This window comes from Hyphomonas sp. UBA3195, assembly GCF_002366485.1.
Lineage (GTDB): Bacteria > Pseudomonadota > Alphaproteobacteria > Caulobacterales > Hyphomonadaceae > Hyphomonas.
Genome location: NZ_DEXB01000014.1, coordinates 156,475 through 179,509, shown reverse-complemented (window position 1 = coordinate 179,509; position 23,035 = coordinate 156,475). Strand labels below are relative to the sequence as shown.

Sequence of the window (23,035 nt, the reverse complement as noted above, 5' to 3'; positions counted from 1 at the left end):
AACATATCTGCGGCATCGTGGCAACCGACTTCCCCTATGGGAATTGTGGACATCGGCTTTCGGGCGGCTTAGTGCAGTCGCTGAAAGACTTTACATTGGATCGAGGCAGCATGTTCAAAAAGATTCTGATCGCCAACCGGGGGGAAATTGCAGTTCGGGTCATCAAGACCTGTCGACGGCTGGGCGTACAGACAGTGGTGGTCTATTCAGACGCCGATGCGGATTCCATGGCCATCGAGATGGCCGACGAGACTGTCTATATTGGTGCGTCACCTGCGTCAGAATCTTATCTGGTTGCCGACAAGATCATTGATGCGGTTCGCCAGACCGGTGCAGAGGCGATCCATCCTGGCTTCGGTTTCCTGTCCGAAAACCCTGTGTTCGCCAAACGGCTTGAAGAAGAGGGGATCGGTTGGATCGGCCCGAACGCCTACGCCATTGAAGCGATGGGCGACAAGATCAGCTCCAAGAAGCTGGCTGCCGAGGCCGGCGTGTCGACCGTGCCAGGCCATATGGGTCTGATCGAAGACACCAAGGAAGCGGTGAAGATTTCCAAGGAAATCGGTTATCCGGTCATGATCAAGGCGTCCGCGGGCGGGGGCGGCAAGGGCATCCGGGTTGCGGCCAATGACAAGGAAGTCGAAGAGGGCTTCCCGGCCGTGAAGGCCGAGGCAAAAGCGTCCTTCGGGGACGACCGCGTCTTTATCGAGAAGTTCATTCTTGAGCCGCGCCATATCGAGATCCAGGTGCTTGGCGACAAGCATGGCAATTGTATCTACCTCGTTGAGCGCGAATGCTCGATCCAGCGCCGCAATCAGAAAGTCATCGAGGAAGCGCCATCGCCGCTGCTCGACCCGGAAACCCGCAAGAAGATGGGCGAACAAGCCGTGGCCCTGGCCAAGGCCGTGAACTATGACAGCGCCGGCACCGTGGAATTCGTGGCGTCTGGCGCCGACAAGGGCTTCTACTTCCTTGAAATGAACACGCGTCTCCAAGTGGAGCATCCGGTGACCGAAATGATCACCGGTGTTGATCTGGTCGAACAGATGCTGCGGGTCGCTTATGGTGAGACGCTGAAGCTCAAACAGTCCGATATCAAGATCAATGGCTGGGCCGTGGAAAGCCGCGTCTATGCCGAAGACCCGTATCGCAACTTCCTGCCATCGATTGGTCGCCTGAAGCGTTTCCACGCGCCATCAGAAGGCGCGCTGGCTGGCGGTGAAGTCCGTATGGATTCCGGCGTCCGCGAGGGCGACGAAATCTCCATGTATTATGACCCGATGATCGCCAAGCTGATCACGCACGGCAAGGATCGCGACACCGCGCTCGACGTGCATGGAGAGGCGCTGGACCGGTTCCATATTGAAGGCATCCAGGACAACATGCCCTTCATCGCGGCCGTCATCGACGAAGAGCGGTTCCGCTCTGGCAATATCACGACCGCTTATATCAAGGACGAATTCCCGGACGGCTTTGACGGCGTGGAGCCGACCGAAGCGCAGGAAATCCAGCTGATCTGTTCTGCGGCCTATGTGCACGGCTTCTTCTCGCGCCGCGCCGCCGATACGAGCGGCCGCATGTCGCCGACGCCGGATGCGCGCCGCGACTGGATTGTCATTCTGGGCGACAAGCATCACCCCGTCACATTGGACCTCGGCGAAGATGGCGAAGCCGAGATCACCATCAATGGGGGCAAGACGCACACGCTGGTCACCGGTTGGTATCCGGGCCAGCATCTGGTCGAAGGCCTGCTGGATGGGCAGCCCTTTGCCGTGAAGTTTGCTGACCGGACCGAAGGCTATCTGTTTCGTCATCGCGGCGTTGCCCTGCGCGCGCTGGTCTGCACGCCGAACGTAGCCGATTTGCACGCTCGCCTGCCGGAAAAGGAAAAGCCGGATACGTCCAAGCTGATCATTTCCCCCATGCCGGGCCTTGTCGTTTCGATGGATGTCGAGCTTGGACAGGAAGTGCAGGAAGGCGAAGCGGTCTGCGTGGTCGAGGCGATGAAGATGCAGAACATCATCCGCGCCGAAGCCAATGGCACTGTGAAGGCCATCAATGTCGGCGCTGGCGACAGTGTGGCCGCCGACGAGATCATGGTGGAGTTCGGCTAAGGTCGGCTCACGCCTGAACTATTAACCCTGCTCTAACCAAATCGACGCGGAATCCTGCCTTGTGGGGCAGGGGGAGATTAACGAGTCATCCCTTGACCTTGCCGCTGATGCACCGAAAGTGCACCGGCCTTTCATGGTGAAAGCAATTCAAAGGGGGCCGAGATGGTCAGTTTTCCAGATGCAGTAAAAATGTTCTTTTCCCGCTATGTGGATTTTCAGGGTCGCTCACGCCGCTCGGAATACTGGTGGGTCGTACTCTTCAATTTGATCGTGTTCGGGGTCTTGGCGGCCCTCGCATTCGGCCTCGGCGGCAATTTCGAAACAGGTGAAATGAATCCGATCGGCATGATCTTCTTCGCGCTGATGGGTTTGTATGGCCTTGCCGTGATCATTCCGAGCATCGCACTCTTCATCCGCCGTCTTCACGATATCAACCAGACTGGCTGGATTTATCTCGGTCTCGTGATTGCCGGCTTCATCCCATTCATCAATTTCCTGGCATCGATTGCCCAGATTGTAATTGCCTGTATCCCCGGAACGGTTGGCCCGAACAAGTATGGCCCAGACCCGAAAAATCCGATGGCTGGTACCGCAGACACGTTCGTTTAGGCGCTGTCGCAGCAATCGAAATCCAGAGGAGCCGGACAGTCGTCCGGCTCTTTTTTGTTGCAAGAGTTTATCGTTTATTGATAAGGACGCGTAGTGTTCGACATGGCCCTGCCGTGTGAGGACCCGGATCGAGGAGACTGAAATCCTATGGACATGAGATATGTCCTCTTGTCGTCAAAAGGCCGTATCGGGTCGCGCACATTCCTGCGCGGTCTCACAGTGATCACGGCCGCCTTCATGATCGTGCAAGTGGCGAACACGTTCATCTCGCCCATGTTCGGTATTCTCGTTTATCCGATGGTCTATGTGTATGTCTGCCTGTTCTCCAAGCGACTGCACGATGCTGGCCATTCGGGCTGGTTCTATCTCCTGTTCCTGGCTGGCTACGGGATTGTGGGCAGCATAGTCAGCGCTCTGTTGATGCCCATCCTGTCACCGGTCGCGTTCGAGATGTATGCCCAATTCGGGAGCGACCTGTCCGGCGCGATGGATGCGTTGACTGAGAACATTCAGGAATTCGAGCGCCTGACCGCCCTGACCTCGCTAGCCAGCTTCCTGCTGACGACCGCATTGCTCGGCTTCATCGCCGCGCGCCTGCCTACCGATCTGGAAACGAACCGGTATGGCCCGCCGACATCCGGCACCCCAACGTCCAACACCTATTCCTGACCACTCCAGAGGACCCTGCCGGCATGACCCATCACACAATGACCCCCATCGATGCGCATCGCCCCTGGATCAGGGATGAGCGGGACGACCCGGCCCGGATGGACTGGTTTCAGACCCTGTTCAACCCGATGGGCATGACCGGAAAGCTGCATTTCAGCCGGGCGTGGACCTTCATGTTCATGGGGCGGGTGCTGCTATTCATCGTGCCGGTCTTTGTTGCCTTCATTGCCGGTCTTGCGGGCGCCGACATGTCAGGCGCGTGGCAGCCGGTCAAATCAGTTGGTATTCCACTGCCAGCGCTGTTGTTGCCGTTCTTCTTCTTCACGATCATCACGGAGTTCACATCATGGGTGGCGCATGTGCGCCGGTTTGCGGAAGCGAACCGCTCGACGCTGAAGGCCGCCATCGTGCTCGTCCCACTCTTCCTTGGCTTGCTCGGATTTGCCGGAGGTGTGGTGTCAGGATCTGCGCAGTATCAGGCCCAGCAGGCAAAGGCGGCTCAGGCAGAGACTGTCGCCGCAGAGGGCGGGGAGGCGGCAGAGACAGATGCTGCGGCACCGCAGGAAGCGCGTGGCCCGCGCCGTCCGGATGGACCGCCACCGACAGAGATGCAGATGGCAATGGGCGGCGGCATGGGCCTGGCCATGCCGCTCTGGGCGCTCTCATCCTTTTTCGTCATGCTGTGGACCTTGCTGCATGTTGCACGCCTGCCGAATGGTGGCGCTGGCCCGTTTCGCACAGGCAGTGATCTGACCCAGGAAGAACAGCGCCTGAAAGCTTACGAAACAGCCTAGGCAGGTTCTCTGATCGGATCGGGAGCGCGTACCAGCCGACTTTCGAATACGGTCTCGAAAGCATCTTTCAGGGCCAGGTCGACATCATCCATTGCGGCAGGGATTCCGAGATCGACCAGGCTGGTCACGCCATAGCGCGGGTCTGCGATCCCGCAGGGTGTGATGCCTGAGAAATGTTCGAGGTCTGGTTCCACGTTCAATGAAATACCGTGGAAGCTGACCCATTTCTTGAGGCGTACACCGATGGCGGCAATCTTGTCTTCGCGCAGTGTCCCGCCGGCTTTCGTGCGATCAACCCATACGCCGACGCGGCCGTCACGCGGGCCCGCCTCGACATTGAAAGCGGCAAGCGCCTTGATGATCCAGGTCTCCAGATTTTGCACAAAGGCGCGCACGTCCCGCCCCCGCAGGGCAACATCCAGCATCACATAGGCAACCCGCTGGCCGGGGCCATGATATGTATACTGGCCGCCGCGCCCGGCATCAAAGACAGGGAAGCGGGCCGGGTCACGCAGGTCGTCCGGCTTGGCAGACGTGCCTGACGTGTAAAGCGGTGGATGCTCCAGGAACCAGACCAGTTCCGGCGCGCCATCCTCCCGGATCGCGCGGGCGCGCGCCTCCATGAATCGGACCGCATTCTTATAAGGAACCAGGCGGTCTGAAACGGCCCATTCTGTGTCGGGGAATTTCTGCATCACCGGGGGCATATAGGCGACATTCAGGGCTTCACAAAGTGCTGGTGTCGCCTTATACGGCCCGTCTGCCTCAATGAAGACCAGTGCGGTCATGGCGGAATTGGTAGACGCGCAGCGTTGAGGTCGCTGTGGGGCAACCCGTGGAGGTTCGAGTCCTCTTGACCGCACCATTCATTCACGGTGGCGCGTTGCGCCAAAAATCGATCGAGGATCGATTTTAGTGAATGAATGAAATCAAAGACTCATCCCCGCTACATTTCATTCCGCGTTGGACGCTGCTCAAGGCTGCCACGGTGGCGCGTCGCGCCAAAAATCGATCGAGGATCGATTTTAGTGAATGAGTGAAATCAAAGACCCACACCCGCATCAACACCCGCCACAATCACTGCGGGCACGCTGTGAGATTCCTGCGAATCCCGGCTAGCTCAACGTATTCGGTTCTTGCCGACGCCACGTAACCCCGGCAAAGAGGCGCCATGACAGAAACGTCCGTTCAGCCTGCCCAGACCGCTGAGACGCCCAACGTCGATCCGGATCTGCTGGAAGATATCATCGATGCCGTTGATGAAAAGGATTCGCGCTGGCTGGCGCGGACGCTGCAGCGCATGCATCCGGCCGACGCCGCCGATGCGCTGGAGGCTTTGTCCTTTGATACCTTCTCTGAAGCGGTAGAACTGCTTGGCGGCGAGCTGCCAGCGGACATCCTGATCGAACTGCGCGATTCCTATCGCGAAGAGGCGGTCGAAGTGCTGCCGGACGCGGCGGTGGCAAGCGCGCTCGACGAACTCGATTCCGATGATGCGACGACCATTCTCGAAGACCTCGAAGATGACCGCCGTGAGCGTATCCTGGACGACCTTGCCCCGGTGGACAGAGCCCAGCTGGAGCGGGGGCTCTCCTATGAGGAAGACACTGCCGGCCGTCTCATGCAGACGGAGTTTGTGGCCGCGCCGGAATACTGGACGGTCGGCCATGCGATCGACCATGCGCGGGAGCTCGGCGAGGAATTGCCGGAAGTCTTCTACGAACTCTACGTGATCGATCCGGGCCATCGCCTGCTGGGAATCGTTTCGCTGGCGACGCTGCTGCGCACGCCGCGAGATGTGCAATTGTCGGACATCATGGAAGACGCATTGTCCTCTCTGAAGCCGGAGATGGACCAGGAAGAAGTGGCCTTCCAGTTCCGCAAATACTCGCTGGCTGCGGCGCCTGTGACGGATGAAGGCGACCGCCTCGTCGGCATGATCACGGTCGATGACATGGTCGATGTCATGCAGGAAGAGAACGCCGAAGACCTGCTCTCCCTGCTCAACGTGACCTCGGCGGACGGTGCCGATACGGTCTGGGATACGGTGAAGGCGCGCGCGCCGTGGCTGGGCGTTAACCTGTTCACCGCGTTTATTGCTTCCGCCATTATTTCCCTGTTCGAGGCGGCCATCGCGCAAGTTGTGGCATTGGCGGTACTGATGCCGGTCGTGGCGGCGCTGGGGGGCAATGCGGGCAGCCAGGGGCTAGCCGTTGCCGTGCGCGCCATTGCCGAACGGCAATTGGACGGCGCTGCGGCGCGCCGCGCCATCTTTCGGGAAGTGTTCAGCGGTTGCGTCAACGGAGTCATCTTTGCCATCGGGGTCGGGTTGATCTCGCTAGTCTGGTTCCGTGACGTCGAGCTGGCGCTTGTGATCGGCGCGGCAATGTTGGCGACGTTTATCTGGGCGGGCCTGTCGGGCATTCTTGTTCCCCTCGGCCTGAAGCGCCTTGGTGCTGACCCTGCAGTGGCATCGTCGGTCTTCGTGCTGACGCTGACTGATGTGATGGCATTTTTCAGTTTCCTTGGCCTGGCGTCGCTCGTGCTCCTGTAAATTGGGCACTTCTTGGCCAAATCTCGCCTCTCGGGTGAATGGGCGCGAGATTTGCAGCGCTTGCCCGTAGTAAAAAGTCAAACTGTCCCAAAACGGGAGCCATGCTTTTGGCCCGTCAAATGCGCACGTCCGACAAGGGAGTCGAACTCATCAAGAGTTTCGAGGGCTTTCGTGCGCGCGCAAGCCGCCTGCCGGATGGCAAATGGTTGGTCGGTTACGGGCATACAGAGACCGCACGCGCTGGCCTGACCGTCAGCGCCTTTGATGCGGAACTGATCCTGCGCTTTCACGATCTGAAGCGGATCGAGAACCATCTGGCGCAACAGGTGTTCACGCCGCTGAGCCAGAACGAGTTCGATGCGCTCGTCTCGTTCGCCTTCAATATCGGTCTGAAGGCCTTCGATTCCTCTGACGTACTCGCGCACCTCAATTCCGGTGACCGTATTCTTGCTGCTGAAGCCATGAGTAGCTGGCGCCGGGGTCGGGTGGATGGTCAGATCCGCGTGATTGATGGACTGGTGCGCCGCCGCGCCGTGGAAGTGGCAACCTTCCTGGATACGCCCAAACGCCGTGTTTCGATCCCGAGCGCGCTTGTCCGCCCCGAACGCGACGGCCTTGCCGGGCCAAACGGGAATCGGGACACTTCCATCGTGTTGGAGCCGCGACCTGAACAGAACCGCGCTCGCGCCACAGCCGAGCGCGAGAGCCCGCCAGAGGCCGCCGCCCGCGCAGTGGCCCAGCGCCTGACACGCATACTCGGGGAAAATGGTTCCCGCGCATCCGGCGAGCCCGACCCGCAGCCGACAGGTGATTCCACCGTTGACGAGATTACGCGCGCCGTTTCCGCGCTGGCAGGTCCCGAAGGCAATGGCGAACCGGCTCCGGCGCCGCCAGCCTCCATGTCGGAACGCCGCCGCGCCTATCGCCCGCCAAACCTGTCGGATCCGCAGGGAGAGGGGCTCACGCTCGACAATCTCTCTGTGCCGCCGACAAGCCAGAAGCTGATCGATGACCTGGCCACGGTCGAGGTGGATACATCGCGCCTGATAACACCCGCGCAGGCCGAGATAGAGGATTTTGCTCCCGCACACGGTTGGCGCTGGTTGCCCTTTGCCTTGTTGGCAGGACTCGGCACGATTGGCCTTTATGACGGACTGCGCCGCATCCTCACCCAATCGGGCGCGCGCATGGGCGAGGCTGCGAGCCAGACCTATACCGGCCCCCTGATGGCGCTGGGCGGTGGCTTCCTCCTATTCGTCTCGGTCTACTATCTGTACCGCATGCTGGCGCAGGAAGATTAGGCTGACAGCCGGGGGAAGTCTTGCTAAGTCAGCGGCATGATTCCGAACACATATCCCACTTTGAACTTCGATCTCGGTGAAACTGCGGACATGATCCGCGAGACCGTGGCAAGTTTCGCCCAGAACGAAATCGCCCCTCGCGCCGCAGAGATTGACCGCACGGATACGTTTCCGCGCGACCTGTTGCCGAAAATGGGCGAACTTGGCCTCCTCGGCATCACGGTCGAGGAAGAGTGGGGCGGCACCGGGCTTGGCTATCTCGAACATGTGGTCGCGATGGAAGAAATTTCACGCGCTTCGGCTTCAGTCGGCCTGTCCTACGGCGCCCATTCCAATCTTTGCGTCAACCAGCTTCGCCGCTGGGGGAATGACGACCAGAAATCCCGCTACCTTCCCAAGCTCGTCTCTGGCGAACATCTTGGTGCCCTCGCCATGAGCGAGAGTGGCGCTGGCTCTGATGTCGTGTCCATGAAGCTGAAGGCCGAGAAGAAGGGCGACCGCTATGTGCTGAACGGCACCAAGATGTGGATCACCAATGCGCCGGACGCTGATACGCTGGTCGTCTACGCCAAGACCGAGCCACAGGCGGGTTCGCGCGGCATCACGGCCTTCCTGATCGAGCGCGACTTCAAGGGCTTCTCGGTCGCGCAGAAACTCGACAAGCTGGGCATGCGCGGATCGGAGACGGGCGAACTTGTCTTTGAGGACTGCGAAGTGCCAGAAGAGAACGTCATGGGCCCGCTGAATGGCGGCGTTGGCGTTCTGATGAGTGGGCTGGATTATGAGCGCGCCGTCCTGTCAGCGGGGCCGACCGGCATCATGCAGGCCTGTATGGATGTCGTGATCCCTTACATTCATGACCGGAAGCAATTCGGCCAGTCGATCGGCGAGTTCCAGCTGATCCAGGGCAAGGTCGCGGACATGTATGTCCAGATGAATGCGGCCAAGGCCTATGTCTATGCCGTCGCCAAATCCTGCGACCGGGGCGAGACGACCCGCAAGGACGCCGCCGGCGCCATTCTGTATGCGGCCGAAACCGCGACCAAGCTCGCGCTAGACGCGATCCAGATCCTTGGCGGCAATGGCTATATCAATGAATACCCGACCGGTCGCCTGCTGCGCGATGCCAAGCTCTACGAAATCGGGGCAGGGACGTCGGAAATCCGCCGCTGGCTAATCGGCCGGGAACTCTTCGGCGAAACGGCTTAGCGGCTAGCAGCTAAGCCGGGCAGCACTTCTCCTTGATTGTGGCCCCTTCGAAGGCCTTCATCGTGGCGACATAGCCGGACTCGACGGTTTCGTCATAGGCTTTCCAGTCGCGCAGCTGGACATCGGCAAGTTGTGGCAGGACCAGAACATCTGCCATGTCATGTCCAAATTTGGTGTCTGCACGGATCGTTGCGGTCCGCATGAGCAGGCCGGCAATAGGGGGCGGGCTGGAAAACCCGTTATTGAAAACCCAGCGGAAGAAGCTCGGCGGTTCAGAAAATTCCTCCAGATCCATGTTTTCCGGCTGGCGTGTGACATCAGAGCCCACGACAAAGCCGCGATGCATATCCCGCATGATATCGGCCGGAAAATTGTTCAGCACTGCGCCATCGACCAGCAAATCCTTGCCGTCCACGACCGGAGGCAAGATGCCCGGCAACGAGATGGTCGCCCGCAGCGCATTGCGCAGCAGGCCTTCGCGATGGATACGCGTGGCGCCGCTGGTGAGGTTGGTCGAGGTACAGAAAAAGGGAATGTCGAGATCACCGATCTCCGCGTCGCCGAAATGCTCTTTCAGCCGGGCTGCGACGCGCGCGCCTTTCACCATGCCGACGACGGGCAAATGATAGTCCCCGAGCGGATTGCTATCGACAAATGCCTTGCGGATGCGTTGCTCGATTTCGGCATCGCTCCACCCCATTGCGACACAGGCCGCGATGACCGAGCCCATCGAAGCGCCGCCCACAAAATCGATCGGCAGGCCAAGTTCCCGCATCGCCTTGACGACGCCGATATGAGAATAGGCGCGCGCGCCCCCGCCTGACAGGATCAGGCCGACAGAGACGCCAGCCATGATGCGCGCGAGCCGGTCGCAATCCTGGCCTTCTACCCGGCTCCAGTGAAAGACGCGGGTAGCCCCGGACGCGGCGATCCATTCGGCCGGCTTGGCTCCCTGGCGCTCATCGCTGTGATGCAGCAACAGGACGTCCACCAGTTTCAGCGTGCGGGCAGGGGACTGGTCATCCGGCATCAATGGATTGGAGGGGCGCGCATCAGCGCGGCCCACGACCCAGATCCGGTCAGCCTGGCGCATGGACAGGCGATACCAGGAATTGTCGCCAATGGCCGAGATCAGGATCACGACATCATGTGCGCGCTCCAACTCGTCAAAATAGGCAGCCGGGCGTTCATCGCCCATCTGCTCGTCAACAATCACGGCTTTCCGCCCAAGGCGTTCCAATGCCTGTTTCAGCGACCGGGCCCGCAGCTTCAGATCGATCGTCGGTGACGTGGCGACGAGCGTGAACACTTTCGGCGCAGCGCTGGCAACGCGATCACCGGATTTCCCCAATCGGCGCAAAATCACCCGGATCATGGATTCGAGCAGTTCCGGCTCGGCTTTCACCATCCGGTCCCAGCCCTTGCGGGAGACGCCGATCAGTTCCGTGTCGCGCAGCGCGTAAACCGAACTCGTATGGGGTGCATCGTTCGGCACGCCATCGCCGGTCAGGTCGACCCCGCCGAGGAAGAGTGACATCTCGCCGGCCGGCTCGCCGGAGCGGATATGGCCGACAAATTCGGACTTTCCATGCACGCCTTCCCGGAAGATGCCCAACGTTCCGGACAGGACGAAATAGAGCGTGTCAGCGGGTTCTCCGGCAAGATAGAGCGGCTTGCCGGCGGCGACCGAAAACCAGATGGCTTCCTTGCCTGCCGCCTTCATGGCGCGGGCCGGAACATCCTTCAGGAATTCAATGGCCCGCAAGCGGGGAGTGATATCAATGCCCATGTTGAAGAACATGCCCATTTCGATTCCCTTTTCAAAGCCTTTCGCTCATCCCCTGTGTTTCAAATTCGCATGACGCCCGCGTGACAGGTGGGCCGGGCGCCGCTAAGCAGGCACAAAATTCCAGTGGGAGGCGTTATGCCGGTTCTGAAATCCAGTCTTGATGTGTCCGGTAGCAAATTTGCCGCCAACAAAGCCGCCATGGAGACGCTTCTTGCCGAATTGCAAGAAAAAACCGCTAATGCCGCCATCGGAGGCCCGGAAGCGTCTCGCAAACGCCATGTAGAGCGCGGAAAATTGCTGCCGCGTGAACGAGTCGAACGCCTGCTGGACCCGGGCTCCGCCTTTCTCGAAATCGGTGCGCTGGCCGCCAATGGCATGTATGATAACGAAGCCCCCGGCGCAGGCCTGATCACGGGGGTCGGCCGGGTTGAGGGGCGCGAATGCCTGATCGTCTGCAATGATGCGACAGTGAAGGGCGGCGCCTATTTCCCGATGACGGTGAAGAAGCATCTGCGCGCGCAGGAAGTGGCCCTCGAAAATCACCTGCCATGTATCTATCTGGTCGATAGCGGCGGCGCGAACCTGCCGCATCAGTCAGAAGTCTTCCCGGACCGGGAACATTTTGGCCGCATCTTCTATAATCAGGCCCAGATGAGCGCGAAGGGCATTCCCCAGATCGCCGCCGTCATGGGCAGCTGTACTGCGGGTGGTGCCTACGTACCTGCGATGTCGGACGAGACCATCATTGTGCGCAAACAGGGCACGATCTTCCTCGGCGGTCCACCTTTGGTGAAGGCCGCCACGGGGGAAGTGATCTCAGCCGAAGACCTTGGCGGCGCAGATGTCCATGCGCGCCAGTCCGGCGTGGCAGACCACTATGCGGCCCATGATTCTCACGCGCTTGCCATTGTCCGCTCCATTGTCCGCACGCTGGCCACGCCAAAGCCCCAGCCCTTCGATCTGACAGAGCCTGCAGAGCCACTTTACGACCCTGCGGAGATGCATGGTCTGGTGCCTCAGGATGTCCGCGAGCCCTATGACGCCCGCGAAGTCATCGCGCGTCTCGTGGACGGATCGGAATTCCATGAGTTCAAGAAGCTCTATGGCGAGACGCTCGTCTGCGGGTTTGCGCGCCTCTATGGCATGCCGGTCGCGATCCTCGCCAATAATGGTATCCTGTTCTCTGAAAGCGCGCAGAAGGCCGCGCATTTCATCGAACTGGCCGACCAGCGCCGCATCCCGCTGGTCTTCCTGCAGAATATTACCGGCTTCATGGTCGGGTCGAAATACGAGGCTGGCGGCATCGCCAAGGATGGCGCCAAGATGGTGACCGCCGTGGCCACCGCCAGCGTGCCGAAATTCACCGTGGTAACCGGCGGCAGCTTCGGCGCCGGCAATTATGGCATGTGCGGCCGGGCCTACAGCCCCCGCTTCCTGTTCATGTGGCCAAACTCCCGCATCTCCGTCATGGGCGGCGAACAGGCCGCCAGCGTGCTCGCCACCGTCAAGCGCGACGGCATTGAGCGCAAGGGCGGGGAATGGTCTGCCGAGGACGAGGACAGCTTCAAGCAGCCGATCCGCGATCTCTACGAAGCTGAAGGTTCGCCCTATTTCTCCACAGCGCGCCTATGGGATGACGGCATCATCGACCCGGCCGATACCCGCCGCGTGCTGGGCCTCGCCCTGTCAGCCAGCCTCAATGCTCCGTTCCCGGACAGAGGGTTCGGCGTCTTTCGCATGTAGGGGTTCTACGTATAAAATCTGTTGCCGGCCAATGGTAGAAGCTCCCTGTCACATGGCAGGAGGCTGACCCCCATGACCCGCTCTATCTGTATCATCGATGGCCACCCCGATCCCGATCCGGACCATCTGGTCCACGCGCTCTGCGATGCTTATGCCGAGGGCGCCGAGGCGACCGATCACACAGTGTCTCGCATCCGCGTGGCAGATTTCGACATGCCATTCCTCAACTCTGAGAAAGAGTTCGCAATGCCCCCGCCAGAGCCGGTGCTGAGTGAACGCCAGAAGATCGCCAACGCAGACCACCTCGTCATCGCTTTCCCGCTCTGGATGGGCGGTATGCCAGCCAAACTAAAGGCCTTCTTCGAACAGGCGGCCCGGGCAGAATTCTTCCTGAAAACAGGTGAGTCCGATCATGAATGGCCTGAGCGCATGATGAAGGGAAAGTCGGCCCGCATTATCGTGACGATGGGTATGCCCGACCTAGTCTATAGATTCGGCATGGATGCGGGCGCATTGAAAGCGTTGGAGCGCGGCGTGCTTGGCCTGTCTGGTTTCAAACCGATGCACCACACGATCATCGGCGGCGTTGGCGCTCTGACGCCATCAAAAGTCGAATCCTGGTTCGAGTTCATGAAGGAGATCGGCGGGCAGGCCGTCTGATCCGGGTTCATTACATCTTCGTCGTGAACGTCTTTTCACGCATCATTACCACTTGTTTCGAGTATGTTCAGTCCTGTCGCGGTCCCCTGCGACGTATAGAGTAAGAAGGAGTTCGAACATGGTCAGACGTAGCAGCTTTCTGGTAACGGCGGCGATGATGACGGCCCTGATGGGCCATGCGGGCGAGATGCCCGACTTCTCGTTGCTGGATCTGGATGATGATGGCCTGATCAGCGAGGACGAATATGTGAGCTACTCCGACAGCGCGGGCACAGCCAGCGAGTCGGAGGCGAAAGCGAAGTTCACGAAATTCGACCTCAATTCGAATGGAACCGTGTCCGAGGAAGAACTGGCAGATGCCCTTGCTGCCTGGCGGGGACGGTCCGATCAAGGCGCCGTGACGGCGGCTGGCCTGCCGGTTCGGTAGGCTGCCCACCCAGTCGGTGCTGAAGGGGTCCGCCGGTCCAGCGGGCCCCTTTCCATTTGGAACGAATACGATAAACAGCGCCGATGGCGACAGCGCACCGACTGGCAGCAAACAGGTTTGATCTCATCCGGCTGGCGCTCGCTTCGGCCGTGTTTGCCTATCATGCAATCGTTCTGTCCGCGCTCGCGCCGATGAGCGGGTTGGAGCGCGCCTGGGGCCAAATTGCCGAGATCGCCATACAGGGCTTCTTCATTGTATCCGGCGCATTGGTGGCCGGCTCGCTCATGCGGTCGCAAAACCTTGCTGACTATGCTGGCAAGCGGGTCCGTCGACTTTACCCGGCTTATGCTGTCGTCATTCTGATCCCGGCGCTCATCAGCCTGCTGATGGGCGGCAGTATTGGTGGAGTCGCAGAATATGTGGGTGCCAATCTCGTCTTCCTGAACTTCCTGTCGCCGGATTTGCCGGGCCTGTTCGAAGGCAACCGCTTCACAGAGGTCAATGGTGCGTTGTGGACGTTGAAGATCGAGGTTCTATTCTATCTCATCCTGCCGATCATCGGCGGACTGCTGCGGACGATGCGCCGCGCGCAGTGGAGCGTCCTAGTGGGCCTGTATGTTTTGGGGGAGGGGTGGCGTCATCTGGTGCCTGTTTTTCTGGAGGGGGAATCCGCGCTTATCGCGGCGCGCCAGCTGCCGGGTCAGTTGGCCTTTTTCGCCAGTGGCATTGCCTTGTGGCAGGTATGGGGTCGGGCCCAGGCAAAGCCGCTCTGGTTCGGCGTGGTGGGGCTCGCATTGACCTTGCTTTCCTTCGCCCATCCCTGGCTGGAGCCGCTCCGCGCGGCCGGACTGGCGGGCCTGATTGCCTGCCTGGCTTTCCTGCCAGGTCCTGCGCTGAACGCGGCGCGCTTCGGCGATATCAGCTACGGCGTTTACATCACTCATTTTCCGATCCTGCAGGGCCTTGTCATGGTCGGCGCTTTTGCAGCATTCGGCCATGCGGTCGGCTTTGCCCTGTCGGCGCTTCTCGTCATCGTGGCCAGCTATGCGCTGTGGCATCTTGTCGAGCGGCGCGCCTTGCGCCCATCCAGCCACTACCGCAAAGTGGCCTCCAACCCTGAACAGGACTGATCCCCATGCGCGATTCCGACTATGATCTCATCACGCTCGAAGCGACGCAGGAAGGCTTGGCGGTTGTCACGCTGAACCGGCCGGATGTGCACAATGCGTTCAATGCCGAGCTGATCGCCGAACTGACCGATGCGTTCCACACCATTGCCGACCAGCGCACCATTCGCATGATGATCCTGCGCGGCGCGGGCAAGAGTTTTTCGGCGGGCGCAGACCTCAACTGGATGAAGCTGGCGGCGATGCATACGCGCGAAGACAATGAGCGCGACGCAATGAACCTCGCCGAAATGCTGCGCACGCTCTACGACATGCCCCAGATGACGCTTGCCCTGGTGCAGGGCGCCGCCATGGGTGGCGGGGCCGGCCTCGTGGCCGCCTGTGACGTCGCTGTGGCGATGAAGGGCACGAAGTTCCGCTTCTCTGAAGTGCGCCTCGGCCTGACCCCGGCGACGATCAGCCCCTATGTGATCGAAGCCATCGGCGCGCGCTGGGCGAAGGCCTTGTTCACCACTGCCGAAACGTTTGATGCCGAATATGCTGAGAAGCTGGGCCTCGTTCAATATGTCGTGGAAAACCAGGCCGAGATGACGGCAATGGAAGAACACCTTGCCGATCTTGTCTTCGCCGCTGCGCCCGGTGCTGTGGCCGAGAGCAAGGCACTGGTGCGCGATGTCTCCGGCGTATTCATCGACAAGGATCTCAGCCAAGAGACATCAAAGCGCATAGCAGCGCGTCGGGTCTCCGATGAGGGCAAGGAAGGCATTGAAGCCTTCCTCGACAAGCGCCCGCCTAGTTGGGGTCGGTAACCAGTACACTGTCTTTGGAGTCCACCGGCAGGCCGAAGTCGGCCAGCAGATTAAGTGTCGCGCTGATCGGGTTTATCCCCGTGAGCGCTTCGATCTGGTGCTGGAAGAAATATGCCACGATGCCAAACAGGATGATGTAGATCACGAACTGCATCAGCGACTTCAGCAGGAAGGCACCCGCGCTGCCCGCGACGAAGCCGATGGCGCCGAGGATCAGCGCGCCGGCCACGGGGCTGAGATTGCTGACATCTGCAGCCTGCGTGTAACCAATATAGCCGCCAACGCCGGCGCCGATGACTCCCGCGACACTGCTGATCCGGATTCCTGAAGCATAGGCCATAAGACACTCCCGTGGTTTCTTGGCATTAACCCTTACGACAGCTGGCAGGGGTGTCAAAGGTGGAATTTGGACTGGCAAAGGCCCTTGCCTCGCCCGGTGCGTGCCCCGATTGCGCCGTGTTTCCTGCAGATAGAGGAGGGCATGGAGATACCGGTCCCCGCCCAGACCCGCGCGCAACAACGCCTGCATGCCGCGCGCGCCGCGCTGCATGCGCGCTGCGTGAACGGCCCGGTCAGCCAGACCGTGTTCGAATTTGTGGCCTTCGGCATCAAGCAGGGCTGGGCGTGTCTGTTTGGCGGCCTGATGCTGGGGCTCTTGCTGCTGACCTTTGTCTGGTATCCGGAAGGCGCGCCGCTCTCGCGCTATGATTTCCTCGTGCTGGGTGCGGTTGCCATTCAGGTCATGATGCTATGGACGGGCCTGGAAACATGGGAAGAGGCGAAAATCATCCTCGTCTTCCATATTGTCGGCACGGTCATGGAACTGTTCAAAACCTATCATGGCAGCTGGATCTATCCCGAGGAGAGCTTCCTGCGCATTGGCGGTGTGCCGTTGTTTACGGGCTTCATGTACGCGGCAGTGGGCTCCTATCTGGCGCGAGTCTGGCGCATCTTCGACTTCCGGTTTGACCGTTTCCCGCCACTCTGGGTTCAAGCCAGTCTGACAACCGCGATTTACGTGAATTTCTTCGCGCATCACTGGCTGCCGGATGTCCGGATCGCCCTGTTCGTGGGCACGGCGATGGTTTATGGGCCATGCTTGGTCTGGTTCCGCGCTGATGAAGCCCACAGGCCGATGCCGCTCGTCATCGGGTTCCTGCTCGTGGCAGTTTTCATCTGGTTTGCTGAGAATCTTGGAACATTCGCCCGCGCCTGGGCCTATCCCGGGCAAGAGCATGGCTGGCAGATGGTCTCTTTATCGAAACTCGGTTCGTGGTATCTGCTGATGATAATCAGTTTTGTTCTGGTGGCTATGGTCCACCGGGCGCCGGGAGGGCCACGCATTGAAGATCCAGAAGCTGCTCGTCGCAAACAGGGGCGAGATCGCCTGTCGCATCTTTGAGACCTGCCATGGGCTCGGCATTGCGACAGTCGCCGTCTATTCCGATGCCGATGCGCGCGCGAAGCATGTCCGCGAGGCCGACGAAGCGATCCATATCGGCCCGTCGCCTGCGCCCGAAAGCTATCTCAAGGTCGAGGCCATCTTGGCCGCTGCCAAGGCGACCGGCGCCGATGCCATCCATCCGGGCTATGGTTTCCTGTCCGAGAATGCCGATTTCGCCGAAGCCGTCGAGAAAGCGGGCCTCATCTGGGTTGGCCCTTCGGCCAAGGCGATCCGATCCATGGGCCCGAAGGACGAAGCCAAGCGCATTGCCGAAGAGGCCGGCGTGCCTGTGCTGCCCGGCTATCGCGGTGAGGGGCAGGAGCTGGAAACGCTTGCCAGGGCGGCGAAAGATGTCGGCTTTCCGCTGCTGATCAAGGCGGTTGCCGGGGGCGGCGGGCGCGGCATTCGCCTCGTCTCCAAGGCGGGCGAGCTGAAGGCCGAGCTGGAAAGCGCGGTGCGTGAGGCCGAAAGTTCCTTTGGCGATGGCCGGGTCATGCTGGAAAAACTGGTCGAGCAGCCACGCCATATCGAAGTGCAGGTCTTTGGCGATGCGCATGGCAATGTCGTCCATCTCTATGAACGCGATTGCTCGCTGCAGCGTCGCCGCCAGAAAGTCATTGAGGAAGCGCCCGCGCCCGGCATGCCGGATGATGTGCGAGCGGCCATGACGGACGCAGCGGTGAAGCTGGCGCAGGCTGTTGGGTATCAGGGCGCGGGCACGGTGGAATTCATCGTGGACGGGTCAAAGCCGCTGGGCGTCGACACGTTTTGGTTCCTCGAAATGAATACCCGTCTCCAGGTCGAGCATCCGGTGACCGAGATGATCACAGGGCAGGACCTTGTCGCCTGGCAATTGCTGGTCGCTTCCGGCGAGGAAATCCCGCTGGCGCAGGACGAGATCCCGCTGATGGGCCATGCCATCGAGGCGCGCATCTGCGCCGAAGACCCGGCCGATGGCTTCCGCCCCGGCGCGGGGCTGATCCTGGAATTCGGCCTGTTGCAGCCCATTGATGGGGAAACGATCCGCTGGGATGCCGGTTTCGAGACGGGTGATCGCGTACCATCCAACTATGATTCCATGATCGCGAAACTGATCGTGCACGGAGAAGACCGCGACGCGGCGGTTGACCTGCTGACCGAGACGCTGTCGCACACCCAACTCTCGGGCGTGCCGGCCAATACCGGCTTCCTGCGTCGCTGCGCCCAGTCGGACGCGTTCCGCGATGGCACGCATCATGTGAACTGGATTGCGGAGCAGGGGGATGCGCTGACCCAGCCTCCCGCCGCGCATCAGCATGCATCCGTTCTCGCCGTCAGCGACATCGAGCTGGATGACAGCGCTGCCGTCACGCCATGGGGAATCCGGGATGGGTTCCGGGCGAATGCGGCGCCTGTGCGCAAAGCGGCCGTGGCGGTGGGCGCGGATGCAGACTGGTTTGACCCGTCCGAGCATGACGTCGATCCGGACGCGCCGCTGCCCTTCGTGACAGATATCTCTCCGCGCCGTTATGCGGTGACGACCGGCGGCGACAATGTTCTTGTGGAAGTGCCGGACTATGACGCCGATGTCGAAGCAGTGCTGGGCGGCGACTCGGTCAGTGCGCCGATGCCGGGCAAACTGCTCGCCGTGCATGTAAAGCCGGGCGATACGGTCACCAAGGGTGATCCGGTTGCGGTGATGGAAGCCATGAAGATGGAGCACACCCTGCCAGCGCCGCGCGATGGCGTGGTGGAGTCCGTGGAGGCTGCCGCCGGGGACCAGGTCGCCGAGGGCGATGTGCTGGTTCATCTGGAGGCGGAGTAACCCCCACCCTTCACTTGCAGGTGTGGCCCTTCAGCTCCGGACAGGTGAGGTCGGAGCAATCTCGCGCGCCGAGAGTGGGTGTGGAGACGCGCGAAAACAAGGAAACATGTAAAGGGTAGGGGCCGCTGCGTGACTAGGCCGCGACAGCGTAACCGGAGTGGACCCGTGCAGGTATCTGCGCTTCGGGGCGATAGCGGCGGTGCACGATCGGCGGCGCGCTGATCTCGCCAAGCGGGTTGGCCGCGTAGGCCGTCGGCTCGGTTCTCAGGATCAGTTCGCCATATTCATTCTTGGCGACAGAGACGGGCGCGGCAGAGCCGTCGCGCTCTGCGGCCCAGAATTCAACGCCTGTCGAGGCCAGCGCAATCGCCTGTTCCAGCTCCATGCGGAAGCCGTCGCCATAGACGACATCCTTGGACTCAATTGGATCGTACTCACATCCCTTGATCACCAAACCCGACATGCTGAAACCCCTCGTGAAACTGTGTGCTGAACCTGTTCTTCGCTTGATCTGCGATAAGAGAACATAACCAGAATATTCACCTTTTGGAAAGGAAAAAGTTCTGACTTTGTTCCAAAAAGTTTGAAATCCGAAAAGATTCAGGAGTCTACGGGGAGAGTGCTAACCCTGCAGCCGCTTGAGCGCCCGCTCGCGTCCGATCAGGGGAAGCAGTGCGCCCATGTCGGGGCCGTGTTCCTGGCCGGTCAGCGCCTTGCGGAGCGTCATGAACAGGCCACGGCCTTTGCGGCCGGTTTCGGCCTTCACGGCATTCGCCCACTGACTCCAGCTCTCGCCCGTCAGGTCGCCCTCGGGCAGCAGGGTTGCGGCGGTCGCTACGAAGTCCTTGTCTTCAGCATCCACCAGAGGCGTGATCTCGCCAAACACGGTCTCGACCCATGCGGCCACGTCCGGCAACAGCGAGCAATTCTCCCGCACCACAGTCCAGAACGCCTCATCGGCGGCGCGAGGGTCCACATCGGCGAGCCGGTCCTTCACCGCCTCAAAGGGGAGGCCGTGCAGGATCGCCGCGTTCAGCGACAAGAGTTCGGTCTCGTCGAAGCGCGCCGGGGCGCGGCCGATCTTGCCGAAATCGAATTCCGCGACCAGCTGGTCCAGCGTTTCGCGCGCCTCGACATTGTCGGATGTGCCGATCTTGGCGAGCAGGCTGGAGACCGCCATCGGCTCATAGCCCTGCGCGCGCAATTCGCCCATCGACAGCGAGCCGAGGCGTTTCGACAGGCCCTGACCATCCGCGCCGATCAGCAGCGGCGTATGCGCCATGTCCGGCGCCGTGCCGCCCAGCGCCTTGAATATCTCGATCTGCGCGCCGGAATTGGTGACATGGTCCTCGCCGCGCACGACATGGGTGATCTTCGCCTCGATATCATCGACGACCGAGGGGAGGGTGTAGAGATAGGAGCCATCCTCGCGGATCAGGATCGGGTCGGACAGGCTGGACGTGTCGATGCTCTGGTCTCCGCGCACCAGGTCGGTCCACTCGACGCGCCCGCCGGAGAGTTTGAAGCGCCAGTGAGGCGTGCGGCCTTCGGCTTCGAGTTTCGCCCTGTCTTCATCGCTCAGCTCCAGCGCCGCGCGGTCATAGACGGGCGGGCGGCCGCGCGACAGCGCGATCTTGCGCTTGCGGTCCAGCTCGTCAGCTGTCTCGTAGCAGGGATAGAGCAGGCCCATTTCGCGCAGCTTGTCGGCCGCCGCGTCATATTCGGCAAAGCGCTTGGACTGGCTGAAACTGTCGTCCCAGACGAGGCCGAGCCAGGTCAGGTCGGTGCGGATTCCGTCTTCATATTCCTGTGTCGAGCGCTCGGTATCGGTGTCATCGATGCGCAGGATGAACTTGCCCTGCTGGCCCTTGGCGAACAGCCAGTTGATCAGCGCCGTGCGCACGTTACCTACGTGCAGGCGGCCGGTGGGCGAAGGAGCGAAGCGAACAATCGGTGCAGTCATGGAAAAAACCTGTTTTGAAGCGTGCTTTCGACATCAAATCACGCAAAAAGCCAAGGGCCGATGCCATATTCTTGCTATTGTTCGTGCTAATGTGCGACGGGCATGTGAGTCGCCGTCGAGGAGAGGTAGATGAGACTGGGCTGTATTCTGATCGCCGCGGGCCTGTTGGCGGCCTGCGGGCAGGAGCGTGCGGAGGCTCCGGCAGAGACGCCGGCGCCCGCAACGACCGAGGTGACCTCAGACCTCGACAGCGCGCTGGAGGCAGAGCCTGCCGCGCCGCCCGTCGATGATATCAATTATCAGGCCCTGTCGGGATATGATGAGAGCTGGTATGTCAGCGCGGGCTGGCCCGGCGAATATCCGGCCGGTTTTGCGGTGCTGGATGCTGGCACGACCGTTCCTGCCTGGACGGTGCCGAATGGCGCCAATGAAGCCGACACAAGCTGCGCCCTGCCGCAATACGCCAATTACCAGCTCTGGAATTATGACCGCGCCGACGCCGATGACCTGCGCTTCTTCGTGGCGACCAAGACATTCCCGGTCACGCTCAACCAGGATGCCAGCATCGAATACATTTCCGATGGCGGCATCCACACGCTCGACCTGAAGGCTGGCGACCAGCTGACATACCTCCGCTATCTGGGGGAGGGGTTCACCGTCGTGTCTTATGACGGCGCCGAATACGACATCAACGAGGCCGAGCTGCGTGATATCAGCGATATCGGCTCCATGCCGACGGTTGAGGACCAGTGGGTGCGCGTCACCTGCGCGGACGGCACGCAGCCCTGGCTGCTCTATGCATCCGTTATCGACCATCCCGGCATCGCGCCATCGCCCATGCTGGCCTATGGCGAAGCGAGCGATATTGCCCCGGAAGATGCCGAGCAGATCCGCATGGATGCCGAGGCCAACCGCCTCGCCTATGAAGGGGTTGAGCCCGGCTCGCTCGAATAGGGGCCAAACGCCCGATCAATCGTCCCGGAAGCGGTTGGTGATCGGATAGCGCCGGTCGCGGCCGAAATTCTTGCCGCCAACCTTCACGCCCGGCGGGGCCTGACGGCGCTTGTATTCGGCGATGTAGAGCAGATGCTCGATCCGCTTCACCACGGCGCGGTCATGCCCGCGCGCCAGGATTGCCTCGATCGGTTCTTCCTCGTCCACCAGCCCGCGCAATATATCGTCCAGCACGTCATAGGGCGGCAGCGAGTCATCGTCGCGCTGGTCCTCGCGCAGCTCCGCAGAGGGCGGTTTGGTGATGATCCGCTCCGGGATCACTTCGCCCGCCGGGCCCAGCGCGCCGCGCGGCACCATCGTGTTGCGCCACTTGGCCAGTTCGAACACTTCGGTCTTGTAGAAATCCTTCAGCGCATTGTAGCCGCCGCACATGTCGCCATAGAGCGTCGCATAGCCGACCGCCATCTCACTCTTGTTGCCCGTCGTCACCACCATATGGCCGAACTTGTTCGACAGCGCCATCAGCGTCACGGCCCTCAGGCGCGACTGGATGTTCTCTTCGGTCGTGTCCGGTGTCGTGTTCGCGAATTGGTCGGCCAGCATCTCGCCCATCGCGCCCACGCCGGGGGCAATATTGATGCTGTCATACTTTACGCCCAGCGCCTCGGCGCAGGCCTTGGCGTCTTCCAGACTGTCCGAGGACGTATATTTCGACGGCATCATCACGCACCAGACCCGGTCCGGCCCCAGCGCGTCCACCGCCATCGCCGCCGTCAGCGCCGAATCGATCCCGCCCGACATGCCCAGCACGACGCCGGGGAATCTGTTCTTGTTGACATAATCGCCCAGCGCCAGCACCGCCGCGCGGTATTCGGCATGCCAGCCTTCGGTCAGCTCGGCCTGCGCGTCGCTCTCGAAACAATGCGTGGCCGGATCATAAGCCACCATCGCCGTGCCGGTCACGAAATCGCCGAGCAGCTGGTGCTCGGTCCCGTCATGATCGACCGCGTAGGAGCTGCCGTCAAAGACCAGCTCGTCCTGCCCGCCCACCTGGTTCACGAACAG

21 protein-coding genes and 1 tRNA gene are annotated in these 23,035 nt (G+C 61.0%); 16 read left to right on the top strand and 6 right to left on the bottom strand.

The annotated features are described in order from the left end of the window. Nucleotides 1-110: 110 nt before the first annotated feature. The 4 genes from B2344_RS04740 (at nucleotide 111) to B2344_RS04725 (ending at nucleotide 4,186) form a co-directional block, all read left to right on the top strand. Complete coding sequence (locus B2344_RS04740; RefSeq protein WP_290482531.1) at nucleotides 111-2,114, top strand: acetyl-CoA carboxylase biotin carboxylase subunit; 2,004 nt, start codon at nucleotides 111-113, stop codon at nucleotides 2,112-2,114. A 162-nt stretch (nucleotides 2,115-2,276) separates the two neighbouring features. Next, a complete protein-coding gene (locus B2344_RS04735) occupies nucleotides 2,277-2,723 on the top strand; it encodes a DUF805 domain-containing protein (RefSeq protein WP_034816639.1) in 447 nt (148 codons plus the stop codon). Between the two features lie 153 nt (nucleotides 2,724-2,876). After that, nucleotides 2,877-3,392, top strand: a complete 516-nt coding sequence (locus B2344_RS04730; RefSeq protein ID WP_290484765.1) for a DUF805 domain-containing protein — start codon at nucleotides 2,877-2,879, stop codon at nucleotides 3,390-3,392. Between the two features lie 23 nt (nucleotides 3,393-3,415). After that, nucleotides 3,416-4,186: a hypothetical protein gene (locus B2344_RS04725; protein ID WP_290478625.1), complete on the top strand. Its 771-nt coding sequence runs from the start codon at nucleotides 3,416-3,418 to the stop codon at nucleotides 4,184-4,186. On the opposite strand, the gene lipB is transcribed toward B2344_RS04725, so the two are convergent. Further along, a complete protein-coding gene (gene lipB, locus B2344_RS04720; RefSeq protein ID WP_349679779.1) occupies nucleotides 4,183-4,881 on the bottom strand; it encodes a lipoyl(octanoyl) transferase LipB in 699 nt (232 codons plus the stop codon). The genes B2344_RS04725 and lipB overlap by 4 nt on opposite strands. Before the next feature lie 85 nt (nucleotides 4,882-4,966). Here lipB and B2344_RS04715 point away from each other — a divergent pair. From B2344_RS04715 to B2344_RS04700, 4 genes are all read left to right on the top strand, one after another. Then, nucleotides 4,967-5,051: transfer RNA gene (locus B2344_RS04715), tRNA-Leu, on the top strand. A 306-nt stretch (nucleotides 5,052-5,357) separates the two neighbouring features. Beyond that, a complete protein-coding gene (gene mgtE, locus B2344_RS04710; RefSeq protein ID WP_290482533.1) occupies nucleotides 5,358-6,740 on the top strand; it encodes a magnesium transporter in 1,383 nt (460 codons plus the stop codon). Between the two features lie 107 nt (nucleotides 6,741-6,847). Further along, nucleotides 6,848-8,041, top strand: coding sequence for a lysozyme (locus B2344_RS04705; RefSeq protein ID WP_290484763.1), 1,194 nt, complete (start codon nucleotides 6,848-6,850; stop codon nucleotides 8,039-8,041). 36 nt (nucleotides 8,042-8,077) lie between these two features. Then, nucleotides 8,078-9,250, top strand: a complete 1,173-nt coding sequence (locus B2344_RS04700) for an isovaleryl-CoA dehydrogenase (protein ID WP_206992269.1) — start codon at nucleotides 8,078-8,080, stop codon at nucleotides 9,248-9,250. A 10-nt stretch (nucleotides 9,251-9,260) separates the two neighbouring features. On the opposite strand, the gene B2344_RS04695 is transcribed toward B2344_RS04700, so the two are convergent. After that, nucleotides 9,261-11,039, bottom strand: coding sequence for a patatin-like phospholipase family protein (locus B2344_RS04695; RefSeq protein ID WP_290484762.1), 1,779 nt, complete (start codon nucleotides 11,037-11,039; stop codon nucleotides 9,261-9,263). A gap of 135 nt (nucleotides 11,040-11,174) precedes the next feature. Between B2344_RS04695 and B2344_RS04690 the strand changes: the two genes are divergently transcribed. From B2344_RS04690 to B2344_RS04670, 5 genes are all read left to right on the top strand, one after another. Continuing rightward, nucleotides 11,175-12,782, top strand: a complete 1,608-nt coding sequence (locus B2344_RS04690) for a carboxyl transferase domain-containing protein (protein WP_034816656.1) — start codon at nucleotides 11,175-11,177, stop codon at nucleotides 12,780-12,782. 72 nt (nucleotides 12,783-12,854) lie between these two features. Next, the gene (locus B2344_RS04685; RefSeq protein WP_290478631.1) at nucleotides 12,855-13,442 is read left to right on the top strand and encodes an NAD(P)H-dependent oxidoreductase; all 588 of its coding nucleotides are present in this window, start codon (nucleotides 12,855-12,857) and stop codon (nucleotides 13,440-13,442) included. Nucleotides 13,443-13,560: 118 nt separating this feature from the next. Then, on the top strand, nucleotides 13,561-13,869 hold the full coding sequence (locus B2344_RS04680) for an EF-hand domain-containing protein (protein WP_206992274.1): 309 nt from the start codon (nucleotides 13,561-13,563) through the stop codon (nucleotides 13,867-13,869). 83 nt (nucleotides 13,870-13,952) lie between these two features. After that, the gene (locus B2344_RS04675; RefSeq protein ID WP_290484761.1) at nucleotides 13,953-14,999 is read left to right on the top strand and encodes an acyltransferase family protein; all 1,047 of its coding nucleotides are present in this window, start codon (nucleotides 13,953-13,955) and stop codon (nucleotides 14,997-14,999) included. Between the two features lie 5 nt (nucleotides 15,000-15,004). Further along, a complete protein-coding gene (locus B2344_RS04670) occupies nucleotides 15,005-15,805 on the top strand; it encodes an enoyl-CoA hydratase-related protein (protein WP_034816662.1) in 801 nt (266 codons plus the stop codon). Here B2344_RS04670 and B2344_RS04665 read toward each other — a convergent pair. Continuing rightward, nucleotides 15,789-16,145, bottom strand: a complete 357-nt coding sequence (locus B2344_RS04665; protein ID WP_034816664.1) for a hypothetical protein — start codon at nucleotides 16,143-16,145, stop codon at nucleotides 15,789-15,791. The genes B2344_RS04670 and B2344_RS04665 overlap by 17 nt on opposite strands. Nucleotides 16,146-16,286: 141 nt before the next feature. Here B2344_RS04665 and B2344_RS04660 point away from each other — a divergent pair, with 141 nt between their 5' ends. Both B2344_RS04660 and B2344_RS04655 read left to right on the top strand, forming a co-directional pair. Then, on the top strand, nucleotides 16,287-17,207 hold the full coding sequence (locus tag B2344_RS04660; protein ID WP_290484760.1) for a DUF817 domain-containing protein: 921 nt from the start codon (nucleotides 16,287-16,289) through the stop codon (nucleotides 17,205-17,207). Further along, entirely contained in the window at nucleotides 17,149-19,053 is a 1,905-nt protein-coding gene (locus B2344_RS04655) for an acetyl/propionyl/methylcrotonyl-CoA carboxylase subunit alpha (protein ID WP_290484759.1), read from the top strand. The genes B2344_RS04660 and B2344_RS04655 overlap by 59 nt, the downstream gene beginning before the upstream one ends. A gap of 133 nt (nucleotides 19,054-19,186) precedes the next feature. On the opposite strand, the gene B2344_RS04650 is transcribed toward B2344_RS04655, so the two are convergent. Together B2344_RS04650 and gltX are read right to left on the bottom strand one after the other, a co-directional pair. After that, the gene (locus tag B2344_RS04650; RefSeq protein ID WP_290478635.1) at nucleotides 19,187-19,516 is read right to left on the bottom strand and encodes a hypothetical protein; all 330 of its coding nucleotides are present in this window, start codon (nucleotides 19,514-19,516) and stop codon (nucleotides 19,187-19,189) included. 159 nt (nucleotides 19,517-19,675) lie between these two features. After that, nucleotides 19,676-21,016 carry a glutamate--tRNA ligase gene (gene gltX / locus B2344_RS04645; protein ID WP_290480943.1) on the bottom strand — a complete coding sequence of 447 codons (1,341 nt, stop codon included), beginning with the start codon at nucleotides 21,014-21,016 and terminating at the stop codon, nucleotides 19,676-19,678. Nucleotides 21,017-21,145: 129 nt separating this feature from the next. On the opposite strand from gltX, the gene B2344_RS04640 reads away from it, so the two are divergent. Next, nucleotides 21,146-21,970 (top strand): hypothetical protein, encoded by an 825-nt coding sequence (locus B2344_RS04640; protein WP_290482616.1) that lies wholly within the window; start codon nucleotides 21,146-21,148, stop codon nucleotides 21,968-21,970. Nucleotides 21,971-21,985: 15 nt separating this feature from the next. On the opposite strand, the gene B2344_RS04635 is transcribed toward B2344_RS04640, so the two are convergent. Beyond that, nucleotides 21,986-23,035, bottom strand: a 1,050-nt coding sequence (locus tag B2344_RS04635) for an NAD+ synthase (RefSeq protein WP_290484758.1), incomplete at its 5' end; no start/stop codon positions are given.